The sequence below is a fragment of the Pseudomonas sp. KH_046_2 genome (assembly GCF_057838985.1).
In genome coordinates this window covers 1431996-1450576 of record NZ_CM174480.1, presented here as the reverse complement: position 1 = coordinate 1450576, position 18581 = coordinate 1431996, and the positions used below count along the sequence as shown (strand labels likewise).

At 61.0% G+C, this 18581-nt stretch carries 16 protein-coding genes; 9 read left to right on the top strand and 7 right to left on the bottom strand.

Features of this window, described 5'->3' with window-relative positions:
- Positions 1-141 precede the first annotated feature (141 nt).
- A complete protein-coding gene (gene olsB, locus AC3IX1_RS06515) occupies positions 142-897 on the top strand; it encodes an L-ornithine N(alpha)-acyltransferase (protein WP_007996073.1) in 756 nt (251 codons plus the stop codon).
- Entirely contained in the window at positions 897-1688 is a 792-nt protein-coding gene (locus tag AC3IX1_RS06510; protein WP_489387555.1) for a lysophospholipid acyltransferase family protein, read from the top strand. Before olsB ends, AC3IX1_RS06510 begins: the two co-directional genes overlap by 1 nt.
- Positions 1689-1796: 108 nt before the next feature.
- On the opposite strand, the gene AC3IX1_RS06505 is transcribed toward AC3IX1_RS06510, so the two are convergent.
- Positions 1797-2375 (bottom strand): acyl carrier protein phosphodiesterase, encoded by a 579-nt coding sequence (locus AC3IX1_RS06505; protein WP_489387554.1) that lies wholly within the window; start codon positions 2373-2375, stop codon positions 1797-1799.
- A 170-nt stretch (positions 2376-2545) separates the two neighbouring features.
- Here AC3IX1_RS06505 and AC3IX1_RS06500 point away from each other — a divergent pair, with 170 nt between their 5' ends.
- Genes AC3IX1_RS06500 through AC3IX1_RS06490 form a run of 3 tightly spaced genes read left to right on the top strand, consistent with a single transcriptional unit; the run spans position 2546 to position 5123 of the window.
- Positions 2546-2848, top strand: coding sequence for an ArsR/SmtB family transcription factor (locus AC3IX1_RS06500; RefSeq protein ID WP_008019443.1), 303 nt, complete (start codon positions 2546-2548; stop codon positions 2846-2848).
- A gap of 34 nt (positions 2849-2882) precedes the next feature.
- Positions 2883-4052 carry an MFS transporter gene (locus tag AC3IX1_RS06495; protein WP_489387553.1) on the top strand — a complete coding sequence of 390 codons (1170 nt, stop codon included), beginning with the start codon at positions 2883-2885 and terminating at the stop codon, positions 4050-4052.
- A 21-nt stretch (positions 4053-4073) separates the two neighbouring features.
- Positions 4074-5123 (top strand): alkene reductase, encoded by a 1050-nt coding sequence (locus tag AC3IX1_RS06490; protein WP_489387552.1) that lies wholly within the window; start codon positions 4074-4076, stop codon positions 5121-5123.
- A gap of 269 nt (positions 5124-5392) precedes the next feature.
- Here AC3IX1_RS06490 and emhR read toward each other — a convergent pair whose 3' ends face one another.
- Positions 5393-6025, bottom strand: coding sequence for an efflux system transcriptional repressor EmhR (emhR, locus tag AC3IX1_RS06485; RefSeq protein WP_489387551.1), 633 nt, complete (start codon positions 6023-6025; stop codon positions 5393-5395).
- 264 nt (positions 6026-6289) lie between these two features.
- On the opposite strand from emhR, the gene AC3IX1_RS06480 reads away from it, so the two are divergent.
- The 4 genes from AC3IX1_RS06480 to AC3IX1_RS06465 all read left to right on the top strand — a co-directional run bounded on the left by AC3IX1_RS06480 (position 6290) and on the right by AC3IX1_RS06465 (position 13770).
- On the top strand, positions 6290-7447 hold the full coding sequence (locus AC3IX1_RS06480; RefSeq protein WP_489387550.1) for an efflux RND transporter periplasmic adaptor subunit: 1158 nt from the start codon (positions 6290-6292) through the stop codon (positions 7445-7447).
- Between the two features lie 3 nt (positions 7448-7450).
- Complete coding sequence (gene emhB, locus AC3IX1_RS06475; RefSeq protein ID WP_489387549.1) at positions 7451-10612, top strand: efflux RND transporter permease subunit EmhB; 3162 nt, start codon at positions 7451-7453, stop codon at positions 10610-10612.
- Positions 10612-12072, top strand: a complete 1461-nt coding sequence (emhC, locus tag AC3IX1_RS06470) for an efflux RND transporter outer membrane subunit EmhC (RefSeq protein WP_489387548.1) — start codon at positions 10612-10614, stop codon at positions 12070-12072. The genes emhB and emhC overlap by 1 nt, the downstream gene beginning before the upstream one ends.
- A gap of 438 nt (positions 12073-12510) precedes the next feature.
- Entirely contained in the window at positions 12511-13770 is a 1260-nt protein-coding gene (locus tag AC3IX1_RS06465; RefSeq protein ID WP_489387547.1) for an OprD family porin, read from the top strand.
- Positions 13771-13898: 128 nt separating this feature from the next.
- On the opposite strand, the gene pcaC is transcribed toward AC3IX1_RS06465, so the two are convergent.
- The 5 genes from pcaC to pcaG all read right to left on the bottom strand — a co-directional run bounded on the left by pcaC (position 13899) and on the right by pcaG (position 18580).
- Positions 13899-14291: a 4-carboxymuconolactone decarboxylase gene (gene pcaC / locus AC3IX1_RS06460; protein WP_489387546.1), complete on the bottom strand. Its 393-nt coding sequence runs from the start codon at positions 14289-14291 to the stop codon at positions 13899-13901.
- A gap of 10 nt (positions 14292-14301) precedes the next feature.
- Positions 14302-15093, bottom strand: a complete 792-nt coding sequence (gene pcaD / locus AC3IX1_RS06455; RefSeq protein ID WP_489387545.1) for a 3-oxoadipate enol-lactonase — start codon at positions 15091-15093, stop codon at positions 14302-14304.
- A 12-nt stretch (positions 15094-15105) separates the two neighbouring features.
- Positions 15106-16470, bottom strand: a complete 1365-nt coding sequence (locus tag AC3IX1_RS06450) for a 3-carboxy-cis,cis-muconate cycloisomerase (RefSeq protein ID WP_489387544.1) — start codon at positions 16468-16470, stop codon at positions 15106-15108.
- Between the two features lie 45 nt (positions 16471-16515).
- Positions 16516-17820 (bottom strand): MFS family transporter, encoded by a 1305-nt coding sequence (locus AC3IX1_RS06445; RefSeq protein ID WP_489387543.1) that lies wholly within the window; start codon positions 17818-17820, stop codon positions 16516-16518.
- Positions 17821-18013: 193 nt separating this feature from the next.
- On the bottom strand, positions 18014-18580 hold the full coding sequence (pcaG, locus tag AC3IX1_RS06440) for a protocatechuate 3,4-dioxygenase subunit alpha (protein WP_489387542.1): 567 nt from the start codon (positions 18578-18580) through the stop codon (positions 18014-18016).
- Between the last annotated feature and the right edge of the window lies 1 nt (position 18581).

Here is an 18581-nt window from a genome sequence, read left to right as displayed (position 1 = left end):
GGGCTGTCATATAAGCATCACCAAAGCTTAATGGCGATGACACCGGGGCTACATAGCCTGACTTTGCACAACACGGCTAGACAAAGAAAGTCGATTCGCTGTAGCCCAAAGACGGGTGAGCAGCCCGCACGGAGATTCGCCATGACTCAGATCGCCCGTATCAGCGACACCGGCAACGAACGCCGCCTGCAAGCCGAACGCCTGGTGGGCGCCGAGGCTTTGCAGGAAGCCCAGGCCTTGCGCTTCAACGTGTTCAGCGGTGAGTTCAACGCCAAGCTGAAAGGCGCGGAACTGGGTCTGGACATGGATGACTACGACGTTCACTGCGCCCACATCGGCGTGCGTGACTTGAACACCGGCCGTCTGGTGGCGACCACCCGTCTGCTCGACCACACGGCGGCCAGCAGCCTGGGCAAATTCTACAGCGAAGAAGAATTCAGCCTCCACGGCCTGGTGCACCTGCAAGGCCCGATCCTGGAAATCGGTCGCACCTGTGTCGACCCGGCCTACCGCAACGGCGGCACCATCGCCGTGCTCTGGGGCGAACTGGCCGAAGTCCTGAACCAGGGCGGCTACAGCTACCTGATGGGGTGCGCGAGCATTCCGATGCAGGATGGCGGCGTGCAGGCCCACGCGATCATGCAGCGTCTGCGCGAACGCTACCTGTGCACCGAACACCTGCGCGCCGAGCCGAAAAACCCGCTGCCGAGCCTGGACATCCCGTCGAACGTGATTGCCGAAATGCCACCACTGCTCAAGGCCTACATGCGTCTGGGCGCGAAGATCTGCGGCGAACCATGCTGGGACGAAGACTTCCAGGTCGCCGACGTGTTCATCCTGCTCAAGCGCGACGAACTCTGCCCGCGTTACGCCAAACACTTCAAGGCGGCTGTGTAATGGGCCGGTTGCGGGTGTACGCGCGAATCGCGCGAGTGCTGCTGGTGGTGACGCTGGGCTTGGGCATGGCCAGTGTGTTCGGGGTGTTCGAGCGCCTGGGCATGGCCCATTCGATGGCGCGCCGGCAACGCTGGTCGCGGTTTTTCATGGCCCGTCTGAGCAATGCCCTGCCCTTCGACGTGACCGTCCACGGCGAGCTGCCGAAGACGCCGATGCTCTGGGTCAGCAACCACGTGTCCTGGACCGACATCCCACTGCTGGGCATGCTCACGCCGCTGTCGTTCCTGTCCAAGGCCGAAGTGCGCACCTGGCCGGTGGCCGGCTGGTTGGCGGCCAAGGCCGGCAGCCTGTTTATCCGCCGTGGCTCGGGTGACAGCCAGTTGATCCGCAAACAGATGACCCGTCACCTGGAACAGGCGCACCCCCTGCTGATGTTCCCGGAAGGCACCACCACCGATGGCCGTTCACTGCGTACTTTCCATGGCCGCCTGCTGTCCGCCGCCATCGATTCCGAAGTGGCGATGCAGCCGGTGGCGATTCGTTATGTGCGTAACGGCCAGCCTTGCGCGCTGGCGCCGTTCATTGGCGACGATGACTTGCTGTCGCATCTGATGCGGTTGTTTGCCAACGACCGTGGCGGTGTGGAGATTCATCTGCTCAAGCCGATCGAGTGCCAGGGCCGGGAACGCGCGGCGCTGGCGTTCGAGGCGCAGCAGGCGGTGCAGAAGGTGTTGTTTGGTGAAATTGTCGAACCGCAACGAGCACCAATGCGCCCCGCAATAGCAGCGTAAACACATGCTCCCTGTAGGAGCGAGCCTGCTCGCGATAGCGGATTAACATTCAACGATGATGCTGAATGACAGACCGTAATCGCGAGCAGGCTCGCTCCTACAGTGGTTTTATGATGCTGGATAGTTCCGGGCAAAATCCTGAAGCTGCGGATAGAACAACCGAAAGTCCTCGCTCAACGGTTCATACAGCCGCCGCAACTCCTGCATCGCCGCCGCCAGCTCCTCCGGCCGGGTCAGGCGCCGCGATATCCCGCGCAACACCTGCTCCAGCACTTCGAATTCCTGATACGAGCCCAACCAGTCATTGGCCACCATGTGCGGCGCAATCTTCGCCAGCCGCTCCGGCAATTGCCGTTCGCTGGACAGCACCCGGTAAACGTCCGAAGTGAACAACGCCAAGGGCCGGTCGGCATACAGCGTCCAGTCCCGGGCCAGGCAATGGTCGAAAAACACATCGAGCACGATGCCCGCGTAGCGACGACGGGTCAGGGAGAAACGCGACAACGCGACGTCCACCAGCGGATGGCGGTCGGTGAACACGTCGATGCTGCGGTGCAACTGGATAGCCCCCTCGATGTCCGGAGCGAACTGCCCTTGCAGGCGTCCCTTGACGAAATCGCCATACAGACTGCCGAGCAATTGGCCGGGACGCTGGCCACCGAGGTGAAGATGTGCGAGATAGTTCATGGGCGCAGCTTAGCACTGCCCCCTTGTCTTGTTACACTCAACATATCGTTATAACTCGATATACCGAAATGCGAGTTGGTCAGAGCCAAATCATATTTGTATATCGCGAAATACCGATTTAAAGTTCGCCTCATCGCGATATAGCGTTTTAAACATCACGAGCCCACATCATGACCATCAATCTCGACGAAATAATAAAAGCCCTGGCACACCCAGTACGGCGAGACATCCTGCACTGGCTCAAGGACCCGACCGTCGAATTTCCCGACCAGTCCCACAGTAACGAGCACGGCGTTTGCGCCGGGCAGATCGATCAACGTTGCGGCCTGTCGCAGTCGACGGTGTCCGCACACCTGGCGACCCTGCAACGCGCCGGCCTGATCAGCAGCCGCAAAGTCGGCCAGTGGCATTTTTTCAAACGTAACGAGGAAACCATTCAGGAGTTCCTCAAAACCTTCAGTAAAGAGCTCTGACCCTTAACGTCAGCCAGCCGACAAGGAATTAGACATGCCCCTCTCGCTACTCATCCTGGCCTTGAGTGCCTTCGCCATCGGCACTACCGAGTTCGTCATCATGGGCCTGCTGCCCAACGTGGCGGCTGACCTCGGTGTGTCGATCCCCGGTGCCGGCTGGCTGGTGACCGGTTACGCCCTGGGCGTGGCCATTGGTGCGCCGTTCATGGCGCTGGCCACCGCCCGGTTGCCGCGCAAGGCTGCCCTTGTGGCGTTGATGGGCATCTTCATTATCGGCAACCTGCTCTGCGCAGTGGCCGGCGACTACAACGTGCTGATGTTCGCCCGTGTGGTCACCGCCCTGTGCCATGGCGCCTTCTTCGGTATCGGTTCAGTGGTAGCCGCCGGCCTGGTGCCTGCGAACAAACGCGCTTCGGCCGTGGCCCTGATGTTCACCGGCCTGACCCTGGCCAACGTCCTCGGCGTACCGCTGGGCACCGCCCTCGGTCAGGAAGCCGGCTGGCGTTCGACCTTCTGGGCCGTGACCGTGATCGGTGTGATCGCACTGATCGGTCTGATCCGCTTCCTGCCGGCCAAGCGTGATGAAGAAAAACTCGACATGCGCGCCGAACTGGCAGCACTCAAGGGCGGCGGCATCTGGCTGTCCCTGAGCATGACCGCGCTGTTCGCCGCCTCGGTGTTCACCCTGTTCACCTACGTTGCGCCGCTGCTGGGCGAAGTCACCGGCGTCTCGCCCCGTGGCGTGACCTGGACCCTGATGCTCATCGGCCTGGGCCTGACGGTCGGCAACATCATCGGCGGCAAGCTGGCCGACAAAGGCATGGCCGCGACGCTGATCGGCGTGTTCATCACCATGGCCGTAGTGTCCACCGTGCTGACCTGGACCAGCGTCGCGCTGATCCCGACCGAAATCACCCTGTTCCTCTGGGCCACCGCGTGCTTCGCCGCCGTCCCGGCGCTGCAAGTGAACGTGGTGACCTTCGGCAAGGCCGCACCGAACCTGGTGTCGACCCTGAACATCGGCGCTTTCAACATAGGCAACGCCTTGGGTGCCTGGGTCGGCGGCAGTGTGATCGCCCACGGCTTCGGCCTGACCAGCGTGCCGCTCGCGGCAGCCGTACTGGCGGTACTCGCCCTGCTGGTGACCCTGATTACTTTCCGTCAGAGCGGCAATCCCGATCTGGCCCCTGCTACTTCTAACTGATCTCCAAAAGAGAGCCACTAAATGACGACTATTTTCGATCCGATCAAACTGGGCGACCTCGAGTTGGCCAACCGCATCATCATGGCGCCACTGACCCGCTGCCGCGCCGACGAAGGTCGCGTGCCCAACGCGCTGATGGCCGAGTACTACGTGCAACGTGCCTCCGCCGGCCTGATCCTCAGCGAGGCCACTTCGGTCACACCGATGGGCGTCGGCTACCCGGACACCCCGGGCATCTGGTCCAACGATCAGGTGCGTGGCTGGTCCAACGTGACCAAGGCTATCCACGGTGCGGGCGGCAAGATCTTTCTGCAACTGTGGCACGTGGGTCGCATTTCCCACGGTTTGTACCTGAACGATGAGGCCCCGGTCGCCCCGAGTGCCATCCAGCCCAAGGGCCACGTCAGCCTGGTGCGTCCATTGGCCGACTTCCCTGTGCCGCGCGCCCTGGAAACCGCTGAAATCGCCGACATCGTCGACGCTTACCGCGTCGGTGCCGAGAACGCCAAGGCTGCCGGCTTCGACGGTGTGGAAATCCATGCCGCCAACGGTTACCTGCTCGACCAGTTCCTGCAAAGCAGCACCAACCAGCGCACCGACAACTACGGCGGTTCCCTGGAAAACCGTGCCCGCCTGCTGCTGGAAGTGACCGACGCGGCCATCGAAATCTGGGGCGCCGGCCGTGTCGGCGTGCACCTGTCGCCACGCGCCGACTTGCATGACATGGGCGACGACAACCTGGCCGAAACCTTCACCTACGTCGCTCGCGAACTGGGCAAGCGTGGCATCGCCTTCATCTGCTCGCGGGAGAAAGTAGGTGCCGACAGCCTCGGCCCACAACTCAAAGAAGCCTTCGGCGGCCCTTACATTGCCAACGAACGTTTCACCAAGGACAGCGCCAACACGTTGCTCGCCAGTGGCAAGGCCGATGCAGTCGCCTTCGGCGTACCTTTCATTGCCAACCCCGACCTGCCAGCACGCTTGCAGGCTGACGCGCCGCTGAACGAAGCGCGCCCTGAACTGTTCTATGCCAAGGGGCCTGTCGGTTACATCGACTACCCGACGCTGTAATCAGCAACCGTGGAAACGCAAAAGCCCCGACTCGAAAGAGCCGGGGCTTTTTAATACTTGACGGTTTGACACTATCCACTGTGGGAGCCGCGATCATCGGCAGGTGCTCACAGACTCGACACAAATTCCCTACAAATTACTGAGCTTGCTACCTGTCAACCTGCCGAGTGTAAGTATATAAAAGCACCCCATTATCGAAGGGTGCGTGAAGAACTGTTCATCTTCGGCGTCAACGGTTGACACACAAGGCGCCGATTACGCATTTTGCTTTATTTGCGCAGGCTGGGGCTGAAGCGCAACAGATCCAGCCCGGTATCGACCCAACGCTCGGCTTCGGTGTGCAACTCAAAACTGTCGGGGGCCAGCAACCACTGGTACAGGATGCCATCAATATAAGCATGCAAGCTGATCGCGGCGCGGGCGGTGTCGAGGGTTTCCGGCAACTGGCCACGATTCACGGCATTACTCAGGGCCAGACCGATCCGCACATTGCATTCGAGGCTGGCTGACACCCGTTGTTGGCGCAGGTCGCACATTTCATCGGTGAATTCGCACTTATGAAAAAGAATCTCGTTGATGCGTCGGGTTTTCGGGTCCAGCGCAATTTGATGAAACAAATGAATCAACAGCTTGCGCATGCAGCCCAGGGGATCGAGTTCGTCTTCGCTCTCGCTGGCCTTGGCCATTTCTTCCAGGGGCTCATGCAGGGTGTCGAGCATGGCCTGCACCAGATCCGCCTTGTTGCTGAAATGCCAGTAAATGGCCCCTCGAGTGACGCCGGCCAGGGTCGCGATGTCCGCCAGGGTCGTGCGCGCCACGCCTCGCTCGTAAAAGGCCTTTTCGGCCGCCACGAGAATTTGCGCACGGGTTTCCTGAGCTTCCTCTTTGGTACGACGGACCATGGCAGTACAACCTCAATCAGGGTGCTTCAGCGATGCCTGAACATCGGCTGAATAAAAGTGGGGCGAACGTTCTGGGGGTTCGTCCCCGGCCTACAATTCCAACCTTTCAACGGCTTGTGTAACGGCGTGGGACACAGCCTGGGTATTTACAAACAGCCATGTACGTAAGTATATTCCTTAGTAAGCTACTTATCTACTCGGCAAGCATTTTTCAACCTTCCACCTTTCTAGTGCGCAACTTGCGCGCCTGACCCGAGGATTTTCATGCAATTCAAGCCAGCTGTTACCGCTCTGGTCGCCGCCGTCGCCCTGGCATCGCTGCTCAGCGGATGCAAAAAGGAAGAGGCAGCACCGGCCGCCCCACCGCCTCAGGTCGGCGTCGTGACTCTGCAACCGCAAGCTTTCACCCTGACATCCGATCTGCCTGGCCGTACCAGCGCGTTCCGCATTGCCGAAGTCCGCCCGCAGGTCAACGGCATCATTCTCAAGCGCCTGTTCAAGGAAGGCAGCGACGTCAAGGCAGGCCAACAGCTCTATCAGATCGATCCATCGATCTATGAAGCAACGCTCGCCAGCGCCGAAGCCAACCTGCGTTCGACCAAGTCGATTTCCGACCGCTACAAGCAATTGGTCGACGAACAGGCTGTGAGCCGCCAGGAATACGACACCGCCGTGGCCAACCGCCTGCAATCGGAAGCCGCGCTGCAAACCGCACAGATCAACGTGCGCTACACCAAGGTCTATGCCCCGCTGACCGGTCGCATCGGCCGCTCCTCGGTGACCGAAGGCGCGCTGGTCAGCAATGCCCAGGTCGACGCGATGGCGGTGATTCAGCAAATCGACCCGATCTACGTCGACGTGACGCAGTCCTCGGTCGAGCTGTTGCAACTGCGCCGTGAGCTGGAAAGCGGTCGCCTGCAAAAGGCCGGCGATAACGCAGCCTCGGTCAAGCTGACCCTCGAAGACGGCAGCGAGTACAAGCTGGACGGCAAGCTGGAGTTCTCTGAAATCTCGGTTGACCAGACCACCGGTTCCGTCACCTTGCGCGCGATTTTCCCGAACCCTGATCACACCCTTCTGCCGGGCATGTTCGTGCACGCCAAGTTGCTGGCCGGCGTGAACAGCGCGGCGATCCTGGCCCCGCAGCAAGGCGTGACCCGCGACCTCAAGGGGACGCCAACCGCACTGGTTGTCGGCCCGGACAACAAGGTCGAACTGCGTCAACTCAAGGCCAACCGCACCGTCGGCAATCAATGGCTGATCGAAGACGGCCTGAAGGCCGGCGATCGCCTGATCACCGAAGGCCTGCAATTCGTCAAACCCGGCATCGAAGTCAAGGCCAGTGAAGCGACCAACGTAGCCGTAAGGAACCCGGCCCCCGCCCAGGCAGCTGATAAAGCCTCTGGCGGCAAAGGGGAGTAAACCATGTCGAAATTTTTTATCGACCGTCCGATTTTCGCCTGGGTCATTGCCCTGGTGATCATGTTGGTCGGGGCACTATCGATCCTCCGGTTGCCGATCAACCAGTACCCGAGCATTGCGCCTCCAGCGATCGCCATCTCCGTGGCCTACCCGGGTGCTTCGGCACAAACGGTACAGGACACCGTGGTTCAGGTGATCGAGCAACAGCTCAACGGCATCGACAACCTGCGTTATGTCTCGTCGGAAAGTAACTCCGACGGCACCATGACCATTACCGCGACCTTCGAGCAAGGCACCAACTCCGACACCGCGCAGGTTCAGGTCCAGAACAAGCTGAACCTGGCCACCCCGCTGCTGCCGCAAGAAGTGCAGCAACAGGGTATCCGCGTCACCAAGGCAGTGAAGAACTTCCTGTTGGTGATCGGCGTGGTGTCGCGTGACGGCAGCATGACCAAGGACGACCTGTCCAACTACATCGTGTCGAACATGCAGGACCCGATCTCGCGGACCGCCGGTGTCGGCGACTTCCAGGTGTTCGGTTCCCAGTACGCCATGCGTATCTGGCTCGACCCGGCCAAGTTGAACAACTACAACCTGACCCCGATCGACGTCAAAACCGCCATCGCTGCGCAAAACGTCCAGGTGTCGTCCGGCCAGCTCGGCGGCCTGCCTGCCCTGCCCGGCACCCAGTTGAACGCGACGATCATCGGCAAGACCCGCCTGCAGACCGCGGAGCAATTCGACAAGATCCTGCTCAAGGTCAACAAGGACGGTTCCCAGGTTCGCCTCAAAGATGTCGCCGAAGTCGGTCTGGGTGGCGAGAACTACAGCATCAATGCCCAGTTCAACGGCGCCCCGGCTTCGGGCCTGGCGGTGAAACTGGCCACCGGTGCCAATGCCCTCGACACCGCAAAAGCCTTGCGCACCACCATCGACAGCCTCAAGCCGTTCTTCCCGGAAGGGATGGAAGTAGTGTTCCCGTACGACACCACTCCGGTAGTAACGGAATCGATCAGGGGCGTGGTTCATACCCTGGTCGAAGCGGTCGCGCTGGTGTTCCTGGTGATGTTCCTGTTCCTGCAAAACTTCCGTGCCACCATCATCACCACGATGACCGTGCCGGTGGTATTGCTCGGTACGTTCGGGATCCTCGCGGCAGCGGGTTTCAGCATCAACACCCTGACCATGTTCGGCATGGTGCTGGCCATCGGCTTGCTGGTGGACGACGCCATCGTCGTGGTGGAAAACGTCGAACGGGTGATGAGCGAAGAAGGCCTGTCACCCAAGGAAGCCACCAAGAAGTCCATGGGACAGATCCAGGGCGCACTGGTCGGTATCGCCCTGGTGTTGTCGGCGGTTCTGCTGCCGATGGCGTTCTTCAGCGGTTCCACCGGTGTGATCTACAAGCAGTTCTCGATCACCATCGTCTCGGCCATGGCCCTGTCGGTACTGGTCGCGCTGATCTTCACCCCGGCGCTTTGCGCCACCATGCTCAAGCCGATCCCGAAAGGCGAGCACGGTGTACCCAAGCGCGGTTTCTTTGGCTGGTTCAACCGCAATTTCGACCGCGGCGTTCGCAGCTACGAACGCGGTGTCGGCAATATCCTGCAGCGCAAGATCCCGTATCTGCTGGCGTACCTGCTGATCGTGGTTGGCATGATCTGGCTGTTCACCCGCATTCCAACCGCGTTCCTGCCGGAAGAAGACCAGGGTGTACTGTTCGCCCAGGTGCAGACCCCGGCCGGCTCGACATCCCAGCGCACCCAGGTGGTCGTCGACGAAATGCGTGAATTCCTGCTGCGCCCTGGCAAGGATGGCGGCGAAGGCGATGCGGTGAACTCGGTGTTTACCGTGACCGGCTTCAACTTCGCCGGCCGGGGCCAGAGCTCGGGCATGGCGTTCATCATGCTGCGCCCGTGGGACGAACGTAACGCTGACAACAACGTGTTCAAGGTGGCGGCCCGTGCCCAGCAGCACTTCTTCACCTTCCGCGATGCCATGGTGTTCGCCTTCGCGCCACCGGCGGTACTGGAACTGGGTAACGCCACCGGTTTCGACGTGTTCCTGCAGGACCGTGCCGGTATCGGTCACGAAAAACTGATGGAAGCGCGCAACCAGTTCCTCGGCATGGCCGCACAAAGCAAGATCCTGGCTCAGGTGCGTCCGAACGGCCTGAACGACGAACCGCAATACCAGCTGGAAATCGATGACGAGAAGGCCAGTGCCCTGGGCATTACCATCGCCGACATCAACAACACCTTGTCGATTGCCCTGGGCAGTAGCTACGTCAACGACTTCATCGACCGTGGTCGGGTGAAGAAGGTGTACGTACAAGGCCAGCCGGGCGCTCGAATGGGCCCTGAAGACCTGCAGAAGTGGTACGTGCGCAATAGTGTCGGCACCATGGTTCCGTTCTCGGCGTTCGCCAAGGGCGAGTGGATTTACGGTTCGCCGAAACTGGCCCGTTACAACGGCGTGGAAGCGATGGAAATCCTCGGTGCCCCGGCGCCAGGCTATTCCACCGGTGAAGCCATGCTCGAAGTCGAAGCCATTGCCAAGAAACTGCCGGCGGGTGTCGGTATTTCCTGGACCGGCCTGTCGTACGAAGAGCGTCTGTCCGGTTCGCAAGCACCGGCGCTGTACGCCCTGTCGCTGCTGATGGTGTTCCTGTGCCTGGCGGCGTTGTATGAAAGCTGGTCGATTCCGATCGCGGTGATGTTGGTGGTACCGCTGGGGATCATCGGTGCACTGATGGCCACCAGCCTGCGCGGTTTGTCCAACGACGTGTACTTCCAGGTAGGCTTGTTGACGACTATCGGTCTGGCGGCGAAAAACGCCATTCTGATTGTCGAATTTGCCAAGGAACTGCACGAACAGGGGCGTAGCCTGCGCGATGCGGCGATTGAAGCCTGCCGCATGCGTCTGCGACCGATCATCATGACCTCGCTCGCCTTCGTCCTCGGTGTGGTACCACTGGCGATATCCACGGGCGCAGGTTCCGGTAGCCAGCATGCAATCGGTACCGGCGTGATCGGCGGTATGATCACGGCGACTGTGCTGGCGATCTTCTGGGTCCCGCTGTTCTTCGTCACCGTGTCGTCCATAGGCCAGCGCAAAATCGCCGACCAGGATGACGCTATTGAAACTTCTAAAGAGGCTGGCTAATGAGCAAGTCGCTACTCTCCCTGGCAGTCGCCGCCTTCGTGCTCGGTGGCTGCTCGCTGATACCTGATTATCAGCAGCCCGAAGCGCCGGTGGCGGGCCAGTACCCGAAGGGCCTGGCGTACTCGCCGGCCCAGGCACCGGCGCAAGCGGCTGCCGAGCAGGGCTGGAAGCAGTTTTTCCATGACCCGGCGCTGCAACAGCTGATCCAGGTGGCCCTGGAAAACAACCGTGACCTGCGTGTCGCGGCCCTGAACATCGACGCGTTTGCGGCTCAATACCGCATCTCCCGTGCCGATCTGTTCCCGGCCGTCTCGGCCAACGGCACCGGCAGCCGTCAGCGGCTTCCGGCTAACGCTTCGCAGACTGGCGAAGCCGGCATCAGCAGTTCCTACTCGGCAACTGTTGGCGTCAGTGCCTATGAACTCGACCTGTTCGGTCGGGTTCGCAGCCTGAACGAAGAAGCGTTGCAGAAGTACTTCGCCACTGAAGAAGGCCGCCGCAGCACGCAGATCAGCCTGGTGGCCAGTGTGGCCAATGCCTACCTGACCTGGCAGGCCGACAAGGAACTGTACAAGCTGACCCAGGACACCCTGGCCGCCTTCGAGGAGAGCTACAAGCTCACCGCCCGCAGCAACGAAGTCGGCGTCGCCTCGGCCCTGGACCTGGCGCAGTCGCGTACCTCGGTGGAAAACGCCCGTGCGCAACTGGCCAAGTACACCCGTCAGGTCGCCCAGGACGAGAACAGCCTGGTGCTGCTGCTCGGCACCGGTATCCCAGCCAACCTGCAAGCGGCCAAACCGCTTGACGACGACCTGCTGAGCGACGTTCCGCCCGGCCTGCCGTCGGACCTGTTGCATCGTCGTCCGGACATCCTTCAGGCCGAGTACAACCTCAAGGCCGCCAACGCCAACATCGGCGCGGCGCGGGCTGCGTTCTTCCCGAGCATCAGCCTCACGGCCAATGCGGGTACCCTGAGCCCGGACCTGTCCGGTCTGTTCAAGGGCGGTTCGGGCACTTGGTTGTTCCAGCCGCAGATCAACCTGCCGATCTTCAACGCCGGTAGCCTGCGCGCCAGCCTGGATTACTCGAAAATCCAGAAAGACATCGGCGTGGCGAACTACGAGAAGTCCATTCAAACGGCCTTCCAGGAAGTCGCCGACGGCCTGGCCGCCCGCCAGACCTACGTCCAGCAGTTGCAGGCACAGAAAGACTTCGTCAGTGCCAACCAGGACTACTACCGCCTCGCCGAGCGTCGTTACCGCATCGGTGTCGACAGCAACCTGACCTTCCTCGATGCCCAGCGTCAGCTGTTCAGCGCGCAACAGGTGCTGATCACCGACCGTCTGGCGCAGCTGGTCAGCCAGGTCAACCTGTACAAGGCCCTGGGTGGTGGCTGGAACGAACAGACGGCGAAGAACGAGCCGTTGAAAGAAGAAGCGCCGAAGATGAAGTACTTCTGATAGCGCAGTGAAAACAAGAAGCCCACCGATTGGTGGGCTTTTTGTTGGTTGCCTGAAAAGTTGTGTTGTCGGTTATGGCCCCATCGCGGGCAAGCCCGCTCCCACAGGTTTTGGTGTCGAGCACAAATTAAGTAAACGACATCAATCCTTGTGGGAGCGGGCTTGCCCGCGATGAGGCCCTTACAGATACTACAAAACCCCGACCAATCTTGCGTTCGATAATCGCCCAAAACCCGCTTTTTACGATTGAACCATCCAGTACATTCCACGCACCATCCGAACCACAAAACCAATAACAACAGGTTCGACGCCATGCCCCCGCGCCCTGCCCTCTCCGGCTGACCCGCTTCGTTTTGTGGTGATTTCGAATATTCGTCTGCAACCCCGGGTTGCGGCATCACCCCGCTTCATCCCCAAGAATTAGAGAGACCCGAGCTCATGACGTCTTCCACCGCGCAGTATTTCGTCCCCAGCCTGATCGCCGCCGCCCTGGCCAGTGCCGCCCTGCCCGCCTACGCCGAGGAGCCGGGCTTTGTCGAAGGGGCCAAGGTCAACCTGAACCTGCGCAACTTCTACATCAACCGCAACTTCACCAACCCGACCAAGGCCCAGGGCAAGGCTGAAGAGTGGACGCAGAGTTTCATCCTCGACGCCAAGTCCGGGTTCACCCAAGGCACCGTCGGATTCGGCATGGATGTGCTCGGTCTGTATTCGGTGAAGCTCGACGGCGGCAAAGGCACCGGCGGTACGCAACTGCTGCCGCTGGATCATGATGGTCGCCCGGCGGATAACTTCGGGCGCACCAACGTGGCGTTCAAGGCCAGGCTGTCGCAGACCGAAGTCAAAGTCGGCGAGTGGATGCCGGTGCTGCCAATCCTGCGTTCGGACGACGGTCGTTCGCTGCCGCAAACCTTCCGGGGTGGCCAGATCACCTCGAAGGAAATCAATGGCCTGACGCTCTACGGCGGCCAGTTCCGCCAGAACAGCCCACGCGACGACAGCAGCATGAGCGACATGTCGATGACCGGCAAAGCCGCGTTCACCTCCGACCGCTTCAACTTCCAGGGCGGCGAGTACGTGTTCAACGACAAGCGCACCCAGATTGGTCTGTGGAACGCCGAGCTCAAGGACATCTACAGCCAGCAATTCATCAATCTGATCCACAGCCAGCCGCTTGGCGACTGGACCCTGGGTGCCAACCTGGGTTTCTTCTACGGCAAGGATGACGGCAGCGCCCGGGCCGGCGAGCTGGACAACAAGACCATGTACGGCTTGTTTTCGGCCAAGCACGGCGGCAACACCTTCTACGTCGGCCTGCAAAAACTCACCGGCGACAACGCCTGGATGCGGGTCAACGGCACCAGTGGCGGCACACTGGCCAACGACAGCTACAACTCCAGCTACGACAATGCCCAGGAGAAGTCCTGGCAAGTACGTCACGACTACAACTTCGCCGCCGTGGGCGTACCGGGCCTGACCCTGATGAACCGCTACATCAGCGGTGACAATGTGCACACCGGCACTATCACCGACGGCAAGGAATGGGGACGCGAAAGTGAACTGGGCTACACCGTGCAAAGCGGTGCGCTGAAAGACCTGAACCTGAAATGGCGCAACTCGACCATGCGCCGGGACTACAGCAATAACGAGTTCGATGAGAACCGCTTGATCATCAGCTATCCGATCAGCCTGCTGTAAACCTCACCACCGCCATCGCGAGCAGGCTCGCTCCCACATTAGACCGCGTCCGCCAGGGTAACTCGGTCAATTGTGGGAGCGAGCCTGCTCGCGATGGCGTCAGTTCAATCGACACAAAACCACCGGGATCACCCCCGCGACTCAACCCCCAACTCATCCCACACCGACTCGGCCAGGTGGAACGTCGCGTTGGCAGCCGGGATGCCGCAGTAGATTGCGCTCTGCATGATCACTTCCTTGATCTCACCACGACTCACGCCATTGTTGGCAGCCGCACGCAGGTGCAGTTTGAGCTCGCCCTCGCGGTTCATGCCGATCAGCATGGCGATGGTGATCAGGCTGCGGGTGTGGCGTGGCAGGCCGGGACGAGTCCAGATGTCGCCCCAGGCGTGGCGGGTGATCATCTCCTGAAACTCCGAGTTGAACTCGGTCAGGGCGGTCAGGCTGCGGTCGACGTGGGCGTCGCCGAGCACCGCGCGACGGACTTCCATCCCCTCGTCGTAACGTTGTTTCTCATCCACGGGAATACCCTCAATCAGCCGACAGAAACGCCAGCACGCGCTCGCTGAACGCATTGTCTGCCTGGACGTTGGACAAGTGCGCTGCGTAGAACTCGGCGTACTCGGCCCCGCGCACATGCTCTTGAATGAAATGCCCGCCAGACGGTGGCGTCACGGCGTCTTCGGTGCCGGCGATGACCAGCAGCGGCACCTTGATCGAAGACAGCTGATCACGGAAATCGGCATCGCGCACGGCTGCACAGTTGGCTGCATAGCCCTGTGGGGAAGTGGCCGCGAGCATGTCGGTAATCTGCTTGGCCGCCGCCGGGTTGGCTTCGGAGAAGTCCGGGGTGAACCAGCGGGCAATCGACGCATCGCGCAGGGCAATCATGGCCGCCTGACCATCGCGCAGCACCATCTCAATGCGCGGATTCCATATCGATGGATCGCCAATTTTCGCCGCGGTGTTGCACACGATCAGTTTGTTCAGGCGTTCGCCGGCATTGATCCCCAGCCACTGGCCAATCAGCCCGCCCATGGACAAACCGCAGAAATGCGCGCGGTCGATGTGCAAGGCATCCAGCAATGCGAGCACGTCATGGCCCAGTTGCTCGATGCTGTAAGGCCCCGGCGTCACCAATGACTGGCCATGGCCGCGGGTGTCGAAACGCAACACGCGAAAATGCTCGGAGAACGCCGGGATCTGCGCGTCCCACATGTGCAGGTCCGTGCCCAGGGAGTTGGACAGCACCAGCACCGGCGCATCGACCGGTCCATCGATTTGGTAATGCAGTTCGCCCTCGGCGAGTTGTACAAAAGCCACAGCAAGTCTCCTTCAGGCAGTCAATGCAGAATGTTCAGCCACCGCCCTCTCGACCCAGGTTTTGGCCTGACCGAGATAGTGGGCGGGGTCCAGCAGATGATCGAGCTCAGCCGCCGACAGTTCGGCGGTCACTTGCGGTTCGTCGCCGAGGACCGCGCGCAGGTGACGTTGTTCGGCCACGGCGCGTTTGCAGCATTGTTCCAGCAGATGGTGCGCGGTATCGCGCCCTACCCGTTGCGCGAGGACGATGCTCACCGCTTCGGCGAGCACCAGGCCCTGGGTCAAATCGAGGTTGCGAGCCATGCGCTCGGCATCCACTTCCAGTCCTTTGGCGATCAACAGCGCTTGCTGCAGGCTGCCCGACACCAGGCAGCAGATCTCCGGCAGGGTTTCCCACTCGGCATGCCACAGGCCGAGGCTGCGCTCGTGTTCCTGGGGCATGGCGCTGAACAGCGTCGAGAGCAAACCGGGTACGCGAGTCGCCGCGCCGATCAATACCGCCGCGCCCACCGGATTGCGTTTGTGCGGCATGGTCGAGGAACCGCCCTTGCCCGGTGCCGAAGGTTCGAACACTTCGGCGGCCTCGGTTTGCATCAACAGGCTGATATCACGCCCGAGCTTGCCGAGACTGCCGGCGATCAGGCCAAGCACGGCGCCGAACTCGACCACGCGATCGCGCTGGGTGTGCCACGGCTGATCGGGCAAGGTCAGTTGCAGTTCTTCGGCGAGCGCCCGGGCAATCGGCATGGCTTGGTCGCCAAGGGCCGCCAGGGTTCCGGACGCACCGCCGAATTGCAGCACCAGCAGACGCGGCTTGAGTTCGGCCAAGCGTTGGCGACTGCGGGTCACCGCCCCCAGCCAGCCGGCGATTTTCATGCCGAGGGTGACCGGCGTCGCATGCTGCAGCCAGGTGCGTCCGGCCAATGGCGTGGTCACGTAGCGCTGGGCCTGGGACGCGAGGGTCTGCCCCAGTTGTGCCAGGTCGCTCTCGATCAGTTCCAGCGCCCGGCGCAGTTGCAGCACCAGGCCGCTGTCCATCACGTCCTGGCTGGTCGCGCCCAGATGCACATAGCGTTCGGCTACGGCATCGGTGGCCGCGATCTGCTTGCCCAGCGCCTTGACCAACGGAATCGCCGAGTTACCCGCCGTGGCAATCGCCTCGCCCAACGCCGCAAAGTCGTAAAGCCCGGCGCGGCAAGCTGCTTCAATCGGCGCGACAGCACTCGACGGAATCATCCCTACCCGCGCTTCGGCCCGGGCCAGTGCCGCTTCGAAATCGAGCATGGCCTGGACCCGGCCCTGATCGCAGAACACCTCACGCATATCGCGGGCAGTGAAATAGGCATCGAACAATTGATTGCCCGGTCGCTGGTTCATAAACAGTTCCTGAAGGCGCGGGCCTTTGCGACCCGCGCGTGAAGATCAAAGGTCGTTCTGCAGATACTTCGCCTGTTTCGGCAGGCGCAGGCTGAACAAAAATGCCACCGCCATCATCACCGTGACGTACCAGTAGAAGGAGTTTTCCATACCCACGGCCTTGAGGCTCAAGGCCACATACTCCGCCGAACCACCGAAGATTGCATTCGCCACCGCATACGCCAGGCCGACACCCAGTGCACGCACCTCGGGCGGGAACATTTCGGCTTTTACCAAACCGCTGATCGAGGTGTAGAAACTGACGATCACCAGCGCCAGGGTAATCAACACAAAGGCCAGGAACGGACTGCTGACACTTTTCAGGCTCAACAGGATCGGTACGGTGAACAGCGTGCCGAGGGCGCCGAACCAGAGCATCGAGTTACGCCGGCCGATCTTGTCGGCGAGCATGCCGAAAATCGGCTGCATGCACATATAGATGAACAGCGCGCCGGTCATGATGTAACTGGCGGTCTTGGCCGGCATGCCGGCGGTGTTCACCAGGTACTTCTGCATGTAAGTGGTGAAGGTGTAGAAGATCAGCGAGCCACCGGCGGTGTAACCGAGCACAGTGATGAACGCTGCTTTATGGTCGCGAAACAACGCGCGGATACTGCCGGCGTCCTTGTTTTCGCGCATTGCCTTGCTGCTGGTTTCTTTCAGCGAACGACGCAGATACAGCGAAACCAGCGCCGCCATGGCACCCACCACGAAGGGTATCCGCCAGCCGTAGGCACGCAGGTCATCTTCGGTGAGGAACTGTTGCAGGATCACCACCAGCGACACCGCGAGCAACTGGCCGCCGATCAGGGTCACGTACTGGAACGAAGCGAAGAAACCGCGCTGGCCCTTGAGCGCCACTTCGCTCATGTAGGTCGCGGTAGTGCCGTACTCACCGCCCACCGACAAGCCTTGCAGCAAACGGGCGAACAGCAACAGGATCGGCGCCCAGACTCCGATGCTGTTGTAGGTCGGCAGGCAGGCGATCAGCAGCGAGCCGAAGCACATCATCAGAATCGAGATCAACATCGAATTCTTGCGTCCGTGCTTGTCCGCCAACCGCCCGAAAATCCAGCCACCAATCGGCCGCATCAGGAACCCGGCGGCGAACACGCCAGCGGTGTTGACCAGCTGCACGGTGGGGTTATCAGACGGAAAAAACGCCGGTGCGAAATAGATCGCACAGAAGGCGTAGACGTAGAAGTCGAACCATTCGACCAGGTTGCCGGACGAGGCACCGACAATGGCGAAGATCCGCTTGCTGCGTTCTTCGCTCGTATAAAGAGCTATAGGTGCTGCGGGTGTTGTCATTATTTTTTCACTCAATGGGGACAGTGAGAGTCTAGACACACTTTGCAACACTCCTGTTCCGCAGATACAGCAGCAATACGTAACCCCTGTAGGAGCGAGCCTGCTCGCGATAGCAGTGTGTCAGACGACATCGACGGTGAATGTACCGACGCCATCGCGAGCAGGCTCGCTCCTACAGGTGAACGGTGTTCACTTAATAGTCGAAGAACACCGTCTCGGCATCGGTGCCCTGCAGAATCACGTTCCACTGGTACACGCCCGACGCATCCTGCCTGGCCAGCAGCGTACTGCGGCGCTCGGCCGGTACGCATTCCAGCAACGGATCGTTGACGTTGGCGGCTTCGCCATCAAAGTAAATCCGCGTCAGCAAGTGCTTGACCAGGCCACGGGCAAATACCAGTACCACCAGGTGTGGTGCCTGGGTCTTGCCTTTGAGCCCCTCGACCGTACCCGGCTTGATGGTGGTGAAACGAAAACGCCCTTCGGCATCCACCGGCACCCGGCCGAAGCCTTCGAAGTTCGGGTCCAGGGGTTTGTCCTGGTCGTCTTCCGGGTGGTCATACTTGCCGGCGGCGTTGGCCTGCCATACTTCCAGCATCGCGTCGTTGACGATGTCGCCATTGCCATCGACCACTTGCCCGGTGATCGCCACGCGCTCGCCCAGGGTTTGTTCGACGGTCAGGTTTTCGCGGTTCAGCCAGGTCAGGCCGATGTGGTAGTACGGCCCGACGGTGTGGGACGTGGTCGCAGTCAGCGTCATC